The sequence below is a fragment of the Serinicoccus sp. CNJ-927 genome (assembly GCF_001942435.1).
GTDB lineage: Bacteria > Actinomycetota > Actinomycetes > Actinomycetales > Dermatophilaceae > Ornithinicoccus > Ornithinicoccus marinus.
In genome coordinates this window covers 78,597-95,860 of the sequence record NZ_MKKF01000022.1, presented here as the reverse complement: position 1 = coordinate 95,860, position 17,264 = coordinate 78,597, and the positions used below count along the sequence as shown (strand labels likewise).

At 69.7% G+C, this 17,264-nt stretch carries 15 protein-coding genes; 11 read left to right on the top strand and 4 right to left on the bottom strand.

What is annotated here, in order from left to right; all coding sequences use genetic code 11:
• The first annotated feature begins 45 nt into the window (after positions 1-45).
• Genes BJF86_RS07940 through BJF86_RS07915 form a run of 6 tightly spaced genes read left to right on the top strand, consistent with a single transcriptional unit; the run spans position 46 to position 5,448 of the window.
• Positions 46-1,326, top strand: a complete 1,281-nt coding sequence (locus BJF86_RS07940) for a hypothetical protein (protein WP_075817962.1) — start codon at positions 46-48, stop codon at positions 1,324-1,326.
• Positions 1,323-1,700 (top strand): hypothetical protein, encoded by a 378-nt coding sequence (locus tag BJF86_RS17925; RefSeq protein WP_158068393.1) that lies wholly within the window; start codon positions 1,323-1,325, stop codon positions 1,698-1,700. Before BJF86_RS07940 ends, BJF86_RS17925 begins: the two co-directional genes overlap by 4 nt.
• An 8-nt stretch (positions 1,701-1,708) precedes the next feature.
• Positions 1,709-2,644 carry an O-antigen ligase family protein gene (locus tag BJF86_RS07930; RefSeq protein WP_075817958.1) on the top strand — a complete coding sequence of 312 codons (936 nt, stop codon included), beginning with the start codon at positions 1,709-1,711 and terminating at the stop codon, positions 2,642-2,644.
• A complete protein-coding gene (locus tag BJF86_RS07925) occupies positions 2,641-3,582 on the top strand; it encodes a sulfotransferase domain-containing protein (protein ID WP_075817956.1) in 942 nt (313 codons plus the stop codon). The genes BJF86_RS07930 and BJF86_RS07925 overlap by 4 nt, the downstream gene beginning before the upstream one ends.
• A gap of 13 nt (positions 3,583-3,595) precedes the next feature.
• Positions 3,596-4,498, top strand: a complete 903-nt coding sequence (locus tag BJF86_RS07920; protein ID WP_237768132.1) for a glycosyltransferase family 2 protein — start codon at positions 3,596-3,598, stop codon at positions 4,496-4,498.
• Complete coding sequence (locus BJF86_RS07915) at positions 4,495-5,448, top strand: glycosyltransferase (RefSeq protein ID WP_143553747.1); 954 nt, start codon at positions 4,495-4,497, stop codon at positions 5,446-5,448. Before BJF86_RS07920 ends, BJF86_RS07915 begins: the two co-directional genes overlap by 4 nt.
• Positions 5,449-5,463: 15 nt before the next feature.
• Here BJF86_RS07915 and BJF86_RS07910 read toward each other — a convergent pair whose 3' ends face one another.
• The 3 genes from BJF86_RS07910 to BJF86_RS07900 form a co-directional block, all read right to left on the bottom strand.
• On the bottom strand, positions 5,464-10,008 hold the full coding sequence (locus tag BJF86_RS07910; protein WP_237768131.1) for a PKD domain-containing protein: 4,545 nt from the start codon (positions 10,006-10,008) through the stop codon (positions 5,464-5,466).
• Between the two features lie 244 nt (positions 10,009-10,252).
• Positions 10,253-11,053, bottom strand: coding sequence for a hypothetical protein (locus tag BJF86_RS07905; RefSeq protein WP_075817950.1), 801 nt, complete (start codon positions 11,051-11,053; stop codon positions 10,253-10,255).
• Between the two features lie 74 nt (positions 11,054-11,127).
• Complete coding sequence (locus BJF86_RS07900; protein ID WP_075817948.1) at positions 11,128-12,366, bottom strand: ATP-grasp domain-containing protein; 1,239 nt, start codon at positions 12,364-12,366, stop codon at positions 11,128-11,130.
• Positions 12,367-12,448: 82 nt separating this feature from the next.
• Between BJF86_RS07900 and BJF86_RS07895 the strand changes: the two genes are divergently transcribed.
• A complete protein-coding gene (locus BJF86_RS07895) occupies positions 12,449-12,904 on the top strand; it encodes a DUF3817 domain-containing protein (RefSeq protein ID WP_075817946.1) in 456 nt (151 codons plus the stop codon).
• 15 nt (positions 12,905-12,919) lie between these two features.
• On the opposite strand, the gene BJF86_RS07890 is transcribed toward BJF86_RS07895, so the two are convergent.
• Entirely contained in the window at positions 12,920-13,663 is a 744-nt protein-coding gene (locus tag BJF86_RS07890; RefSeq protein WP_075817944.1) for an esterase family protein, read from the bottom strand.
• 153 nt (positions 13,664-13,816) lie between these two features.
• Between BJF86_RS07890 and BJF86_RS07885 the strand changes: the two genes are divergently transcribed.
• The 4 genes from BJF86_RS07885 (at position 13,817) to BJF86_RS17480 (ending at position 17,251) form a co-directional block, all read left to right on the top strand.
• Positions 13,817-14,434: a DUF4956 domain-containing protein gene (locus BJF86_RS07885; RefSeq protein ID WP_075817941.1), complete on the top strand. Its 618-nt coding sequence runs from the start codon at positions 13,817-13,819 to the stop codon at positions 14,432-14,434.
• The gene (locus BJF86_RS07880; RefSeq protein ID WP_237768130.1) at positions 14,431-15,093 is read left to right on the top strand and encodes a VTC domain-containing protein; all 663 of its coding nucleotides are present in this window, start codon (positions 14,431-14,433) and stop codon (positions 15,091-15,093) included. Before BJF86_RS07885 ends, BJF86_RS07880 begins: the two co-directional genes overlap by 4 nt.
• Positions 15,094-15,215: 122 nt before the next feature.
• On the top strand, positions 15,216-16,808 hold the full coding sequence (locus tag BJF86_RS07875; protein WP_075817939.1) for a carbohydrate-binding domain-containing protein: 1,593 nt from the start codon (positions 15,216-15,218) through the stop codon (positions 16,806-16,808).
• Positions 16,809-17,038: 230 nt separating this feature from the next.
• Positions 17,039-17,251 carry a hypothetical protein gene (locus BJF86_RS17480; RefSeq protein WP_143553745.1) on the top strand — a complete coding sequence of 71 codons (213 nt, stop codon included), beginning with the start codon at positions 17,039-17,041 and terminating at the stop codon, positions 17,249-17,251.
• Positions 17,252-17,264: the final 13 nt, after the last annotated feature.

Sequence of the window (17,264 nt, the reverse complement as noted above, 5' to 3'; positions counted from 1 at the left end):
TCGTATGCTACGACACACCAACAGGTCTCAAGGCTTCGCTATCCCATGTCGCAGGAGGAGTACATGCCGACCGGGAGTCCCAGCGTCGCCGTGGGCCCGCTCGGCGACGCCGTCCGGCAGTTGTGGGGAGCCGCAGTCGACAGCGGCCACTACCGGGTGGTGACGGACGCTCCCTCCGACCCAACGTGGCTGACCCAGCGCCAGTTCGACGTCGTCCCGCCGCGAGGTGCCCCTCGGATGATGCTCGAGCGAGGCAGCTCACGCGGGACGACTGCCGCGCTGCTCGCCTACCGGGGTCTGCGGCCGGCGCGACCGCAGGCCGCGCGCATCGCGACGGCCGCCGCCGTGGCCGTCCGGAGCAGTCGGGTGCGGCCTGCCCTCCTCCTCCAGCGTCACATCGACCACCATCTTGACGACGAACCTCTCGCCACGGTCGAGGCGGCCATGGGCGCTCACGTGGTCGCCCAGGTCGGGGTGCGCACCGGAGCCAACGCGAAGGCGACGGCCCAGCTCTTCAGCGACGAGGGCAAGCCGCGTGGCTACGCGAAGTTCGGATGGAACGATCTCACCGGCGGCTTCGTGACGACCGAGGCCGACCGCCTGGAGCGGCTGCGCGGCAGCACCGGTCGCGTGCGAGTCCCGGGGCTGCTGGCTCGAGGAGAGTCCTTCGGCCGTCCCTTCCTCGTCACTGCGCCCCTCCCGCCGCGCGTGCATCGGCTTGATCGTCCGGACGACCTGGGGGTCCCCGAGCTCAGCACCCTGGCGCCTTTGCGGCGACGCGCTCCCGCGGGGACCTCGGGAGCTCTCACGCGGATGCGCAACCGGGCCGAAGGTATGACCGCCCACGCCCTCGTCGCAGAGGCGGCCGAGTCGTTGCGTCGGTTGCTCACTGGGATCGCTGGTTCGCGCACCGATGTCGTGCTGGCGGACTTCGACCACGGCGACCTGGTGCCGTGGAACACATGCAGGGACGCCTCAGGCACCGTCTGGGCCTGGGACTGGGAGTCCTCCGCCCAGGACGTGGTGGCCGGTACGGACGCACTGCACTGGTTCGTCCACGCCCTGCACGGTCCCGCCCCGAAGGACCTGGCGGCTGCCATCGAGGACGCGCACCGCCATGCCGTTCCGGTGATGCGGGCGCTCGGGATGGGTGAGCGGGCCGCCCACGTCGTGACCAGTGCCTACCTCGCCCTCACCGTCGACCGGTCCTGTGAACTAGCACTCAGCCACGGCACCTGGAAGCGCAACCGCATCGGCTCGGCGATGACGCTCCGGCTGGCCCACCTGGGGCAGCAGCACCTGTGGAGAGCCGAGGCGCAGCCGTGACCATGGTCGCCCGTGCGCGGCAGGAGGTTGAGACCACGCCGAGTCACTCCCTGCCCACCTGGCCGGCAACGGTGCTCCTCATCGGCTACCCCGTATGGTGGATCACCGGCCTGGTGGACTTCTCCTGGATCATCTTCGGCGCCATCCAGATGCTGTACCTCCTGAGGCTCGGTACCGGCCGCGGACCCAGGGGGTTCGGCGTGTGGCTCGCCTTCTTGGTGTGGATGACTCTCTCAGTGACCCAGCTGGACACCTTCGGGCGGCTCATCGGCTTCACGTACCGGTGGGCGCTCTACCTGGCCGCGACGGCACTTTTCCTGTACATCTTCACGCCCGCGCCAAGCTCACCGACCGTCTCGTCCTGGGAACCCTGACGATCTTCTTGGCCATCACCACCCTCGGTGGCTACCTCGGGATGTTCTTTCCCGCGGCCGTGATCCGGACGCCGCTGTCGATGGTCATGCCCGGCGGGCTGCTGGGCAACGAACTGGTGAACCACATGGTGGTGCGGCGGTTCGCGCAGTTCGATCCGGACGGGTACTTCGCGGTCGAGCCTCGCCCCAGCGCGCCATTCCTCTACACCAACAACTGGGGCAACGCCTACTCGCTCCTCGTGCCCTTCGCCGTGCTGTATCTCGTCAAGGTCCGGGGGACCAGACGCTTCTGGATAGTTCTGGCTGTGCTGCTGGCCTCCGTCGTGCCCGCGGGAGCCACCCTGAACCGAGGGATGTTCCTCGGCCTCGGCATCGCGGCCGTCTATCTCAGCTTCCGCTACGTCCTCCTGGGCAATTTTCGCGTGCTGCTCTCCGTGGTCGTAGTGGGCCTGCTGGGCTTTGGCGCTCTCACCGCCTCCACCTTCGACGACCGCATCGACGATCGCGTCGAGGACACGAGTACGACAGAGGACCGCGCCGAGATATACATCCAGACCATCAGGAGCGTGCAGGAGGCGCCGCTCTTCGGCATGGGCGCCCCCCGGCCATCGGCCAACCCCAACATCCCGCCGGTGGGGACTCACGGCCAGTTCTGGATGGTCCTGCACTCGCACGGATTCCCCGGGATCGCCTTCTTCCTCGGCTGGTTCGCCCTGGCCTTCGCTCTGAGTCTGCGAAGAAACGATGACGTCGGACTGGTCGCCAATGCGATGGTGCTGGTGGGGTTGATAGAAATTCTCTACTACGGCGCACTCCCGGTGGGTCTCATGCTGATGATGATCTCGGCTGCCCTGGCGCTGCGTCCCCCCTCTCCGCAGACCACAGCAGGTGCGCGGACGCCTCGCGTGAGAGCCGCGGTCGGGCTGGCAGGAAAGGATCTATGAGCAAGACACGTGTGCTATTCATCTCGGGTGTGGGCCGCAGCGGCAGCACTCTCATCGAGAGAACCCTCGGCACGGATCCGCGCATCGTCGTCCTCGGCGAGGTGACGCACCTGTGGGAGCGGAGCCTGGTCATGGACGAGCTCTGCGGTTGCGGTCAGCCGTTCTCGGCCTGCCCGTTCTGGCAGGCTGTCGGCCAACGCGCCTTCGGCGGGTGGCACAACATCGACGCCCGGGCGGTCATCGCCACGCGAGCCGAACTGGACCGCGTCAGCCGGACACCTCGTTCGGGCCCCGGCCTGGGACCCGCGGCATACCGACGAAAGCTGCGCGACTACGGCGCGCTATATGCCAAGCTCTACCGAGCCGCCGCGGAGGTCGCCGGCGCCGAGGTCGTCGTCGACTCGAGTAAGCAGCCGTCCGTGCCGTACGTCCTGCGACACCAGAAGGACCTGGACCTACGAGTCCTCCATTGCATCCGGGACAGCCGAGCCGTCGCACTGTCGTGGACCAAGACGGTCAACCGACCTGAGGCGCAGACCGAGTCGTTCGGGACGATGACCCGCTACTCCCCGGCCAAGTTGTCGGTCGTCTGGCTCGCCCACAATCTGGCGGCAGCCGCGACCCGACTCACGGGCGCACCGGTGAAGACGCTGCGCTACGAGGACTGGACCGAGAAGCCGGAGGAAGGGACCGCCGAGATTCTTCGATTCTGCGGCCTGCATCCCTCCTCTCCGGAGGCGATGTCGGACGGCACCGTCACCCTGGTCCTTAACCACACCTGCAGCGGCAACCCGCTGCGCTTCACGACCGGAGAGGTGAAGATCCGGATGGATGAACGGTGGCGGACAGAGCTGCCCTCGCACAGCAAGCGCCTGGTCGGGGCACTGACCCTGCCGCTCCTGCGCACCTTCGGGTATGTCGGGGGTCGTCGTGGCTGAATGGCTACCGTCCGTGACGGTCGCCATCCCGACCCACAACCGTCCGGAGGAAGTGCGGAAGGCCGTCGACAGCGCACGAAACCAGGACTATGCCGGCGCGGTGGACGTCATCGTGGTCTACGACCGGGCTGAACCGGACCTGAGCCTGGAGACGCCACCGGGTGAGGAGAGGCCCGTGCGGGTCATGCGCAACGAGCGCACGCCCGGTCTGGCGGGTGGGCGCAACACGGCGATCGACCACGCGGGCGGTGAGCTCGTCGCCTTCTGCGACGATGACGACTACTGGGACCCCGAGAAGCTCCGGCTCCAGGTCGAGGCCCTCGCCGCGGCGCCGGACGCCGACCTGGTGACCTGCTCCATCGTCGTGGAGTACGACGGACAGTCCACCCCGCGCACCGCTGGCGTGGACCGGGTCACCCACCCGATGCTCGTGCGTTCGCGCATGGCCATGCTGCACAGCTCCACCTTCGTCTTCCGCCGCAGCTCGTTGCTGGGGGACCTGGGCCTCATCGACGAGTCGATCCCCGGAAGTCAGAACGAGGACTGGGACATCCTTCTTCGCGCCGCGGAGCTGCACCCGGTGGTCCACGTCGACCGACCCCTGGTCCACGTGCTGTGGGGCGCGGCCTCATTCTTCTCGCGCCGGTGGGACACGAAGATCGACAGCTCGGTCTGGATGCTGGAGCGCCACCCTGCCATCGCCGCCGACAACCGAGCCGCGTCACGGCTCATGGGGCAGATCGCCTTCGCCCACGCCTGCAGCGGCAACCGGCGCGAGGCGGCGACCTGGGTCGCCCGCACTGCGCGCCACAACCCGTTCCAGCCCCGCTGGCCGCTGTCCGCCGCCGTCGCAGTCTGGCCACGCTCGGGCGGTCTCGTGCTCAACGTCCTCCACCGGCTCGGGCGCGGAGTGTGACTCCACCGACGCTGCTGGTCGCCACTCCCGGCGGTCACATGGACGAGCTCTACGAGTTCGCCGAGCTCCTCGGTATCGACCGCGACGACAGGATCTGGGTGACGGCCCGCACGGTCCAGACCGAGCATCTGCTGGCGCGCGAGACGGTGGAGTGGGTCCCGCCGGTGTCGTCGCGCCAGGCGGGGCGTGCAGCACGCTCGCTGCCCCTGGCGCTCTCGCTGTTGCGCCGTCTCCGTCCGCAGACAGTCGTCTCCACCGGAGCCGCGCTGTCCCTCCCCTATCTGCTGGCCGCACGGGCGGTCGGCGCGGAGGTGCACTACGTGGAGAGCGCCACGCGGCTCGATGGTCCGTCGCTCACCGGCCGGATCCTGGCCGCCGTGCCGGGGGTTCGGCTGTACCACCAGGCCTTCCGCACGCCGCGTCCGGGCTGGCGCCCGGTCGGCTCCGTCTTCGACGGCTTCGCGCCGGGTCCGGCACGACCGGCTTCCTCGCCACGAGGACTCCTCGTCCTCGGGAGCGAGCGCTTCCCGTTCCCGCGCGCGCTCGAGGTTGCCACGCCCGTGATCCACAGCGACCTCCGGTGGACGATCCAGCACGGGCATACCCCCGTCGATGCGGCGGACTCGCGGTGCCACCAGTGGATGACGCCACGCGAACTCGCCGAACTGGCCGAGCAGTCCGGCGTCGTCGCCACGCACGCGGGAGTGGGATCTGTCCTCATGGCCCTGCGTGCCGGACGGCACCCACTGGTCCTGCCCCGCTTGGGATCGCTCGGCGAGCACGCGGACGACCATCAGCTCGAGCTGGCCCGCGAGCTGGAGCGGCGGAACCTGGTCACGGTCGCGATGCCGGGCGCCGACCTTGCCGCGCTCGTCGACGAGGCAGCGCGTCGGTCGACGCGCCGACAGCACGTCGCGCTCGGCCCGCTCGCGTCCGGCCCCACGCGCTGATCCGGCAGCGGGTCGTCAGCCGGGTTCCTCGCTCAGGACCGCGTCGAGGTCGAAGCTGAGGTCACGCGTCCCGCGATAGTTCACGTGCGACTCGACCGCGACCACATTCGTCCCGTCGACCAGCAGGTCCACCGGCACCTCCACCACGACCGGGTCGTTCAACGCCACCTCACGACGCCGCGCCGACGGCGCGTACGTGAAGTGCGTGACATCCCCGTCGCGCATGTTCTGCCGCGTCACCTCCGTGCCGTTGACGTAGAACACCGCACCGTCGTCCGCGACCGAGTCCAGCACCAACGAGACCACCCGGTCGGCATCCTCGACCTCGAACTCACGCACGAAGTACGCCGCCCGTGGCCGATCCTGCGTCGGACCATCGATGTCGATGTCCGTCGCCACCCCGGAGAACCCGAAGCCCAACGGAGCCGCACCGGACTCCCACCCGGCACGATCCCCGGCAGCCTCCAACCAGTCCGCACCCGGAGCATCCGCACCGTAGTACCACGACCAGGACGCATCCCGCTCGATCACCGTCGAGGTCACCGGCTCCTGCGACTCCGAGACCGTCACCTCCTCGGTCACCGACGCCGACGCACCCTCGTCATCGGTCACCGTCAGCGTGACGTCATACGTCCCGGCCGCCGCATACTCGTGCGACGCCGTCTCACCCTCAGCCGTCGCGCCATCACCGAACTCCCACGCATACGACGCGATCTCACCATCCGGATCCTCCGACGCCGACCCATCCACCGACACCTCCAACAGATCGATGCTGGCGGTGAAGCCGGGGAGCGGCTCCTCGTTGGGGATGACCTCCGCGGTGACGGTCTGGGTGCTCGTCGCCTCGCCACCCCGGTCGTCCACCACCGTGAGCGTGACGTCGTACGTCCCGTCCTCGAGATAGGAGTGGGTCGCCGTCTCGCCCTGACCGGTGGCGCCGTCGCCGAAGTCCCAGGAGTAGGACACGATCTCCCCGTCCGGGTCCTCCGACGCCGAGGCGTCGACCGAGATGTCCAGCTCGTCGGCCGTGACCGTGAAGTCGGCCATCGGCTCCTTGTTCGGGGGCTCCTCGACCGTCACCGTCTGCGTGGTCGTCGCCTCGCCACCCCGGTCGTCGACCACCGTGAGGGCGACGTCGTAGGTGCCTGCCTCGGCGTAGTCGTGGGTGGCCGTCACGCCGTCGTCCGTCGAACCGTCACCGAAGTCCCACGCGTAGGAGACGATCTCGCCGTCGGGGTCGTCGGACGCGGACGCGTCCACAGACACACCGAGGCCGTCGGTCTCGACCGAGAACTGCGCAGCGGGCTCGGCATTCTCGTTGGTGCCGGCGGCGTAGTGGGCTGCCACCCGGTCGGCGCTCAGCGCCGTGGGGTAGACGGCTGCCTCGTCCAGGCCTCCTTCGAGATAGCCGCTGCTGGCGCCGCCCCAGACACGGTCACCGCCGATGCGCCAGTAGCCGGTGTAAGCCTGGGCCTCCACCTGGGGGTCGGTGCCGATGAGCTCGCCGTCGACGTAGAGCGTCATCCCCTCGCTGCCCTGCGTGGCCACGACATGGTGCCACTCGCCGTCGTTGTAGGACAGCGGCGTGGTGATGGTGTTTTCCGCGCCGGTCCACACCCCGAAGGTCAGCGTGCCGTTGTTGCGGAGGTAGACGTGGCGGTCGTAGCTCGAGGACAGGCCTGAGGTCGCGTTGCCGAACCCGATGAGCTTGCCGCCCCGAGTGCTCGTGGTGGAGAACCACGTCTCGATCGTGAAGTCGCCCGGGTCCGTGACCGCCGTCTCAGGGTTGCCCACGACGTGGGAGTCGGAACCGTTGAACCGGGCGGCGGTGTCCGGGTTGTCAGTGAGCGCTCCGGTCTCCGCCCGAGCGACCTCGCCGCGGTAGACACCGGCGCGGTCGTTCTGGCTGGAGTCCTGGGCGTAGTCGCCGGACTCCTCGTTGAGCCGCCAGTAGAGGTAGGGCTCGTCCTGCATCACCGCGCTGCCGTAGAGGTCCTCCGGGACGGGGATCGTCAGCTCAAGAGTCTCCGATGCCGTGCGGAACGATCCGCCGTCGTCCATGACGAGCAGTCGCACCTCGTAGGTGCCCGAACGCTCGTAGGTGTGTTGCAGGCTCGCCTCGTCGCTGGTCGTCCCGTCGCCGAGGTCCCACCGGTAAGCCACGATCTCGCCGTCGTCGATGGAACCCGAGCCGTCCAGGGTGACCTCCAGTCCGTCGACAGCGGTCTCGATGACCGGTGTCGGTGCGGGATTGCCCCCGCCGACGGCGAGCACCTCGGTGGTCGCCGACACGTTGCCGGCGGCGTCCACGGCCCGGACGAAGAAGCGGTTCTCCCCACCCTTGGGGACCGCGATGTTCTGCGAGCCGTTGGTGGTGCCGATCACCCGGTCGTCGCGCAGGACCTGATAGCCCGAGGCGCCGGAGACGCTGCTCCAGGCGAGGCTTACCTCGTCCGCGGACTCGTTGGTGACCCGGAAGTTACCCGGCGTGCCGGGCGCCGTGGAGTCACGCGGTGCCCACCGGGCGAAGCCGCCGAGCCAGCGGGAGCCCGAGGTCGTGCGACCGGAGACGATGTCTCCGCCGGCCCAGACCGTGCCGTCGTCCGCGATCTCGATCGCCCAGACGGCCGACCCGAGGCGGTTGCGGAACTCCGGGGTGAAGTCGGGCACGTAGCGACCGGTCGTCGCGTCCCACTGGCCGATCCACCCGATCGTGTCGGCCTGGGACCACCCAGTGCCGACGTTGGACCAGGTGTAGGCGTCCTGGTAGGTCCAGTTGTTGCAGTGGCAGCCGGCGAAGACCTGGTCGTTGCGGATGTCCATGTCCTGGAAGTCGCCGCCGCGCTTGGTGATGCTGCCGCCGAGCCGCTCGTAGGTCGTGGTGGAGAAGTCGAAGAGCGAGTGCTCGGAGCCGCCGACCCAGACCCGGTCGCCGTACTGCTTGATCGTCCGCTGGTAGTTCTTGTTGGCGTTGCTCCACTCCGGCTCCCACGCGACGGGATCCAGCTCGGCGGTGTCCGCCATCACCGACGCCGCACGGAAAGCCGTGGTCTGCTGGGCCCGGTCGAAGAAGCCGGAGAAGTAGGCCCGCTCACCGTCCTCCGAGGCCGAGACGTCCAGCACCGTCCCGTTGAACTCCGGGTTCCACTGGTCCGGGACACCGTTGGTCGCGTCCACCCGGCCGGCGTTGCGGGTATACATCCGTCCCCCGCCGTCACTGCGGCTCAGGTGGGTGAAGTTGCCGCCGACGTAAAGGTATCCGTCCTCCCCCAGGTCCACGGCCTCGACACGCACGTTGCCAGGAGACTGGGCATTCTCCACCTGGGTTCCCCAGGAGGTCGAGGTCGCGCCGGTCGAGGGGTTGAGGGCCACCAGCCCCTGGACCGCCTGGCCGTTGGCATCGGTGAAGTCGCCGCCGACGGCCAGCTGGCCGTTGGGCAGCGCTTGGAGGGTGCGCACCTGCTCGTTGAACTCCGGCGCGAAGCCCGGGATGTACTGGCCGTTGGTCGCGTTGAACGCGGCGAGGAACGACTGCTCCACCCGGCCGCTGCCGCCCTGGTCCTGCTGGACCCATCGGAAGTTGCCGCCGACATACATGACGTTGCCGATTTGCTCCATCGCCTGGACCTCGACGTTGCCCTCGGTGCCCGTACTCCCTGCGGTCCCGGTCACCCCCCATGGGTTCACCAGCGCCGCGGACTCTGCGGCCGCGACGTTCTCGAGGGCGCCGAGGCCGTCGTCCGGCAGCTCCCCGAAGGTCGTGGTCAGCGTCTCCAACCGCGGCCGGAGGTAGACCTCGGCGTAGGGCAGGGCGCTGCCCGCCCCGGTCGTGCTCGACCACAGGTAGCTGGTGCCACTGTTAGTGCCGGTGACCTGGCCGCCGTAACCGTAGCCCCAGCGGTAGCCCTGGTCGGACTGGATCGAGCCGTTCACCCGGGTGTAGGCATTCCCACTCCCGAAGCTCAGCGTCTGCCCCCCGGTGCCGCCGATGTCGTCGACGCTCCACGTGGCCACCGGGTGCTCGGCCCCCATGCTCCACACCCAGCGATCACGGTTCGCGTACTGAAAACGCACCTCCTGCCAGGTGGTACCCGCCTCGTCCGCGGCACGCCGGACCCGGATCTGGTCCTCGAGCTCGTCGACCCGACCGCCACCCAGCAACTGGTCCACGGTGCGGGACCCGTGCTGCACGGCGCGGGTGAGCGGCGGCTGCGCGGTGAGCAGCTCGCTCACATCGCCCTTGCCGTCGTAGGTCGTCGTCCACTGCTCCCGCCCGCTGGCGATCCGGACCCAACCCCCGCCGTCGGTCGTCATGTCGCACCAGAACTGCTGGGGAGCCCTCATCTGAGGAGTGAGTAACCAGTAGGCCCCGTCCTCCGAGTCGGGGTTCAGCCGCTTGATCTCCCAGCACGACACCGCCGCGGTGTCCTGCGACAGTCCGGAGTAGCGCGCCGGGTTGACCGTGATCTCGTCCGCCTGTGCCAGCGTGGCCGGGACCAGGCCGGTCACGGCCATCGCGGCGACGACCCCCGCCACCATCCACCTGCGGACTGCACCCACCAATACCCTCATGATCAGGGTTCTCCCTCTCCGTGCATACCAGCACGGCCTGCGACGTCGGCAAGAACGACATGGTGGGGATGAGCGACAGCGGTCACGGCCACACGACGATTCCAGCTCGTGTCTGAAAAGTTGGTATGTGCAGAGTAAAGGCTGAGCCGCTATCACGGCAAGAGTGCAGATCTCAACTCACCCAGTGGGGTGAGAGCGTGCTGCGCCCCGCGTCCGGGGCCACGCTCGGCGGTCAACCGGAGATGTCGAGAAAGGGGTCGCTGATGACGCCGTTGAACTGATCCGTGCTGGAGCGGATCACCGCACCGTTGGCCGCGAGCTTGCCTCCGATCGACAGCGGCGTCCAGGTCTTGGGCAGCGCGACCTCACCGGTACGTCCCGTGCGCGAGTTCACCGTCGTGCGCAGATCGCCCCCGGCCACGATCTCGGAGACGGTCAGGGTGACGCGGTCACCCGACCGTGCGCACTCCGCCTTGTACCACTTGTGCGGGCTGACCGCGACATCTGAGCGAACGACCACCGCACCTGCGCTCCCGGCGACCCGGCACATCGGACGCTGCCGGTCGAGCTCCAGTTTGTACTGCGACGGATCCGAGGCCAGCCCCCGCTGGATGATGTTGTTGCCGTTGTCCACTGCTGAACCGGTCGACGTTTCGTCCACGGTGAACATCGCGCCGAAGGCGAAGTCGCGAGATCTCGGCGCGAGGGGGTCCCCGGTGCTGGCGCGGTGGGTGACCCGGATGACGGCCCGGGGCATGGTGCTTCCGGAGCGGAAAGCAGGCAGCCGCACCGCGGCCTTGCCGAACCGGTCCCGGGCCACCCGTGCCTGACCGTTGTGGAGCCGGGCGACGTCGACCCGCGCCGACACGGTGCCGATGTTGACGAGGTCGGACGCGACCGTACCTTTGCTCGGGTAGCCCTCGAGCTCGACATGGACGTCACGGGACTGGTCGGCATGCACAGCCATGGGTGTCGAGGCGGCCAGCATCGTCAGGGCGACGAGACCGACTCGGATGAGACGCGGAGTCTTCACGGGAGCTCCTCCTTCAGGGAAAGTTGCGTCATGTTATCCACGTCACGCGCGGACCTGCCACCCGGGCCGTGGCCTCAGCGTCGGTCGGTGACCCACATCCCCGTCAACCCCCGGAAGTGCGCCATGAACTTCTCGTGCTCGTGCTCCGGGTAGTGCCCGCGCACGGTGTCGACGAGCAGCCGGTCGAAGTCGTCCGAGGAGACCCAGTCGAGCACCCGCTCGGGCAGGTGCGGCAGGTGCTGCTCGCACCACTCCCAGTAGCGGTCGGTCTCGAACTCGGCGTCCGCGAGCTCGCGGTAGCCCTGCATCTTCTCCTGGTAGGTGCGGTCCGGGTCGTCGCCGATGGCGAAGTAGTCGCGCGGTTTTCGCACGCCGATGGCCGACTTGCGACCGGTCACGAGGCAGTAGGTGGACCAGCGCACGAGGGCGGTGATCGCCCAGGGGAAGTAGTAGTGCAGCGAGGTGATCGCCACGTCCGGGCAGGCGTTGGCGTAGTCGATCGGGTAGACCTCGTCGCCGGCGACGAGCATCTCGGCCGAGTTGAACTCCCAGCCGAAGAAGGCGTTGACGACCTTGCTCACCGTCTCGGCCTCCCAGCCGGCCTGCGGTGACAGGAAGTCGTGGGTGACGGCATACCGGTTGTGCATCGGCTCGTCCGGGCGGAAGTCCATGACCATCGTCTCCGGGCCGATCGTCAGCGCCCGGGCGAACTTGTCGTAGTCGACCGTCGCCTGCAGGTGCATGAGCATGCTGCCGGACTCGTCGTAGGCCTGGTGCAGCCCCTCGACGTCCTTGACCTTGGAGACGCCGCGCCAGCCGCCGCCGTCGAACGGCTTCATGAAGAGCGGGTAGCCGACGTCCGCGGCGATGGTCTCGAGGTCGAAGGGGTCGTTGTACTTGCTCGAGGTGTAGGCCCAGCGCACGTTGTCCACCGGGTTCTTGTAGGGCACCAGCACCGTCTTGGGGATCTTCATGCCGAGCCGCAGCATCGCGACGTAGGCGCTGTGCTTCTCCATCGACTGGAACGTGAACGGGCTGTTGAGCAGATAGGTGTCGTTCATCAGCGACGCCTTCTTGAGCCACTCGCGCGGGTGGTAGTACCAGTACGCCAGCCGGTCGATGACCAGGCCGTGCCGCACCGGGTCGGTGAGGTCGAAGGGGTGGATGCGCACCCGCTCGCTGGTGATCGAGTGCGTCTCACCACCCGCCTCGACCGGGCCGACGAGCGACAGGATCGACTCGAAGGCTCGGGGCCAGTCCTCCTCCGCCCCGAGGAGCAGACCGATCAGATGCGTGCGCACGTCGTTGGCCATGGTCGGAACGTTAGCGCTTCGCGGTGCCCGAGTCAGCGGGGGTCGGGTATGCCGTGGCCGTGGCGTCGCCGACAATGGAGGGGTGCTCTCCCCCGGTCCCGGTCGCCTGCTCCGCCTGCTCGCCGACGCCGAGGCGGTGACCTGGGCGCTGCTGCTGGTGGGCATGGCGTTGAAGTACCTCACCCGCACCACCGACCTCGGCGTGAGCATCGCCGGCCCGATCCATGGCTTCGTCTTCCTGGCCTACTGCGTTGTCGTGGTGATCGTCGGCGTCGACCAGCGCTGGGGCGCCAGGCGCATCGTGCTCGGCCTGGCCAGCGCGATCCCGCCCTTCGTGACGATCCCCTTCGAGCGCTCGGTGCGCCGCCGCGGCCTGGCCCGCGAGCGCTGGCGGCTGCGCGAGGGCACCGGGCACACCGCGGTCGAGCGGGCGCTCGCGGCGGTGCTGCGGCGGCCGCTGCCCTCCGCGCTGGTGGCGCTGCTGCTCGTGGCTGGCGTCTTCAGCGCGCTGCTCGCGGTCGGACCTCCCGTCGGCTGACCGGCGCGGGCCGCCTCAGCAGAAGCGCGGCAGGTGGTGCTCCAGCTGCTTGCGCCACCACGGCCAGTCGTGGGCGCTGTCGTGGCCCCACAGGTCGAACTCGTGCGGGATGTCCTTGTCGGCCAGGATCCCCGCCATCCGGTGAGCCCCCGGCAGCGACTGGGTCGGGTGCACCTCGAAGGCGCCCTGCCCGGCGACCAGCAGGATGTTGGCGTGCTCGCGCACCCACTGCAGGTGGTCGCCCTCCATGCCCGCGACGTACGCCGTGGGGTTGGCGAAGTAGGTCGCCTCGCCCAGCTCGCCCCACCCGTGCCACGAGCTGGGGTCGAAGTTGCCGGACAGGCTGATGCCGACGCCGAAGACGTCGGGCCGCTTGAGCGCGAAGTTGATCGCGTGGAAGCCGCCCATGCTGGCCCCGACGGTCACGATGCGGCCGTGCCCCGGTGAGTCCTCGTCGACGAGCGGCACCACCGTGTCCAGGATCCAGCGCTCGTATGCCCCGTGCCGGCGCGCCCGCTCCTCGGTCGGCAGGCTGTTGTCGCTCCAGGTCAGGTGGTCGAAGGAGTCGACCGCGTAGAGCTTGATCCGGCCGTCGGCCAGCAGCGGGGCGACGGCGTCGATCATCCCGTTGTTCTCGAAGTCCCACGCCCGACCGGCCTCGGAGGGGAAGACCAGCACCGGCCGGCCCCAGTGGCCGTAGCGGATGATCGCGCCCCGTCCGACGCCCTCGGTGTCGAGATCGATCTGCTCGCGCTCCATGGCTCTCCTCACCCGGCTCGACCGCCGGCCGACCCGACGTGGGGGCAAGCCTGCCACACCTCATACATCCCGCACCGGCGGTTCACAGCAGGCACACAGCCCCGGGCGGCGGAATGGACTCACACCACCGGACACCGCCCCCGAGGAGCACCCATGAACGCCCTGATCCTGCCCGCCGTCGACCTGCTCGCGATCGTCCTGCTGACTTTCGCGATCTACCTGCCCCGGCACCGACGCACCGAACTGGTCCCGGCCTTCCTCGGGGTCAACGTGGGGGTGCTGGCCGTCAGCATGGCCCTCACCTCCTCGGCCGCGACGGTCGGTCTGGGCCTCGGGCTCTTCGGCGTCCTGTCGATCATCCGGCTGCGCTCCAGCGAGCTCAGCCAGCGCGAGATCGCCTACTACTTCGCCGCGCTCACCCTGGGTCTGCTCGGTGGCATCGGGGTGACCAGCCTCGTCGTCGGCATCGGTCTCATGGCGCTCGTCGTGCTCGCCCTCGCGATCGGCGACCACCCGCGGGTCGCCGGGCCGCAGGAGGAGCTGCAGCAGCAGCTGGTCGTGCTCGACCGGGCCGTCACCGACCCCGACGAGCTGCACGACCGGCTGCGGGCGCTGCTCGGCGGCGAGGTGGTCACCGCCCGCACGGTGCGCCTGGACCTGGTCAACGACAGCACGCAGGTCGAGGTCGGCTGGCGGGCGTCCGGCAGGACCTCGCCGACGGTGCAGGGCCCGGCCGGCGCATCCGTGACCCGCGAGGCGGTCGCCCGATGAGCCCGCTCGCCAGCCTCTCCCCCATCTCGCTGACGGACCTGGTGGCCGAGTCGGCCCTGCTCACCCGGGTGGACCGCAAGTACCTCCTCACCACCGCCCAGGTCGACGCCGCTCTCGTGGATGTGCCCGCCGGGACGCGCGTCCTGGAGATCGAGGGCCTGCGCCGGTTCGACTACGCCTCGACCTACTTCGACACCGAGGACCGGCAGAGCTACCGCTCGACGGCCACCGCGCGCCGCCGTCGCTGGAAGGTGCGCACCCGCTCCTACCTCGACACCGGGACCTGCTGGCTCGAGGTCAAGACCCGCGGCCCGCGCGGCACCACGGTCAAGGCGCGCCAGCCCCACCCCGTCGGTATGCCCGCCGCCCTCACCGCGGACGCGGCCGGCTTCGTGGAGCGCACGCTGCGCGACCAGGGAGTGCCGCTGCCCCGGGACGGCTGGGACGCGGCACCCGCGCTCGACACGGCATACCGCCGGACGACGCTCGCCCTCGCCGACGCGCCCGAGCCACGATCGACACGGCGCTGCGCTGGACCTCGCCGGACGGCACCGAGCTGGCGCCCGAGGGCGTCGCCATCGTCGAGACCAAGGGCGGGTCCACCCCGACCTCGCTGGACCGCGCGCTCTGGGCCGCCGGCCACCGGCCGGTGCGGATGAGCAAGTTCGCCACCGGCCTCGCCCTGCTCGACCCGACCCTGCCGGCGCACCGCTGGCACCGCCTGCTCACGACCACCGGCCCGTTGGCCGCCTGACCCACCACCCAACGAAGGAGAACCACCATGAGCACCACCCGCACCCGCCTGCGCACCACCGCCGCCAGCCTCGCCGTCGCCGCCCTGATCGCCGGCTGCGGCGTCCAGGGGAGCACCGGCAGCACCGCCGCCGGCAGCACCGGCAGCACCGTCAGCACGAGCACCTCCGACAGCGAGGGCTCGACCGAGGAGACGAGTGGCACGGCCGAGGAGAGCGCCGCGGCGCCCGAGGACGGCGAGGCCGCCGGCGAGGACACCGAGGAGGCGATCGGCACCGTCGGCCTCACCACCCACGCCGACGGCGACGAGGCCGACTACGACGCGGCGAGCGCGGTGTCGGTCAAGCTGGCCGACGACGGCGGCAGCAGCGCCGGGAGCGGCGTCGAGGTGAGCAGCACCGAGGAGGGGACCGACCTGGTGACGATCACCGAGGCCGGCACCTACGTCCTCTCCGGGACCCTGACCGACGGCCAGGTCGTCGTCGACGTGCCGGAGGAGGAGGACGTCACCGTCGTGCTCGACGGGGTCGAGATCACCAGCTCGCTCGGGTCAGCGCTGCAGATCAGCTCCGCCGAGGACGCCACCGTCGTGCTCGCGGACGGCTCGGACAACGCCCTGACCGACCCCGAGACGTATGCCCAGACCGAGGCAAGCGTCGACGAGGAGACCGGCGAGGAGGTGGACGCGCCCAACGCGGCGCTCTACTCCACCGCCGACCTCACCATCGCCGGCACCGGGGTGCTGACCGTCGAGAGCTACGGCAGCGACGGCATCACGAGCAAGGACGGCCTGGTGATCCTCTCGGGTGAGATCACCGTCAACGCCGTCGACGACGGGATCCGCGGCAAGGACTTCCTGTCGATCCAGGGCGGCACCCTCACCGTCACCGCCAACGGCGACGCGCTGAAGTCGGACAACGCCGAGGACGGCACCGGCATCATCACCGTCTCGGGCGAGTCGACCGAGATCGCCGTCGCGGCCGGCGACGACGCCGTGAAGGCCGAGAACGTCATCGACCTCGTCGACGGCACCCTGACCGTCACCCAGTCGCTCGAAGGACTCGAGTCGGCCCGGATCGTCGTCGAGGGCGGCACCACCGAGGTCACCGCGAGCGACGACGCGCTCAACGCCGCCTCCGACACGGTCACGCCGAGCGTGGAGATCAGTGGCGGCGAGCTCACCCTCACCTCGGACGGTGACGGCCTCGACTCCAACGGCACGGTCACGATGACCGGCGGCACGGTCGTGGTCAACGGGCCCACCATGGACGGCAACGGCGCCGTGGACGTCGACGGTGACTTCCTCCTCTCCGGCGGCACCCTCACCGCGGTGGGCAGCGCCGGGATGATGATGGCACCGTCCACCGACAGCGAGCAGGCCTCGATCGCCACCGCTCTGTCCGGCTCGGTCGCGGCCGGCGAGACGCTCACCGTGACGGACGCCGACGGTGCCGTCGTCGCCGAGGTCGAGGTGACCAAGGACACCGCCTCGCTCGTCCTGTCCACCGCCGACCTGGTGGCCGGAGAGACGTATACCGTCACCGCCGGCGGCACGGAGGTCGCCACGGCGACGGCCGGGGAGTATGCCCAGGGCGGCATGGGTGGTGGGCCGCGCCCCTGACCCGCACCCGTTGATCTCCCTCGCGGAAATCAGTCTGCAGGATGACGCCCCGGTCTGGTGACCTCACCAGACTGGGGCGAGTGCAGTCACAGGATCGCGTGCGTGTCGTCGAGGGAGATGCAGAGGGACACTCTGGCCGGACCCTAGGTCAGGCCGAGCTGGTCACCTCGGACCACGCCGTGATGCGGGTGGGCTACAGGGAGCCCACCCCGTCGCTTCCGCTGCACGTCGTGCTCGTCCCTGTCGCGGCAGGGGGCGACAGGGGCGAGCACACCAAGATCGACGTGGTGGAGGTGCTCACCGCCGAGGACGACACGAGTAGGGTGGCGCTCCGCCTCGCTCACGCCGTCCCCGGCTGGTCCGAGCCGGGGCCGACGGCGGCCGGTCTGGCCACGCTCACCTCGAAGCCGTGGTGGTGCCGGCTCTGGCCGTCGATGTGCTAGACCGTCGTCCTCG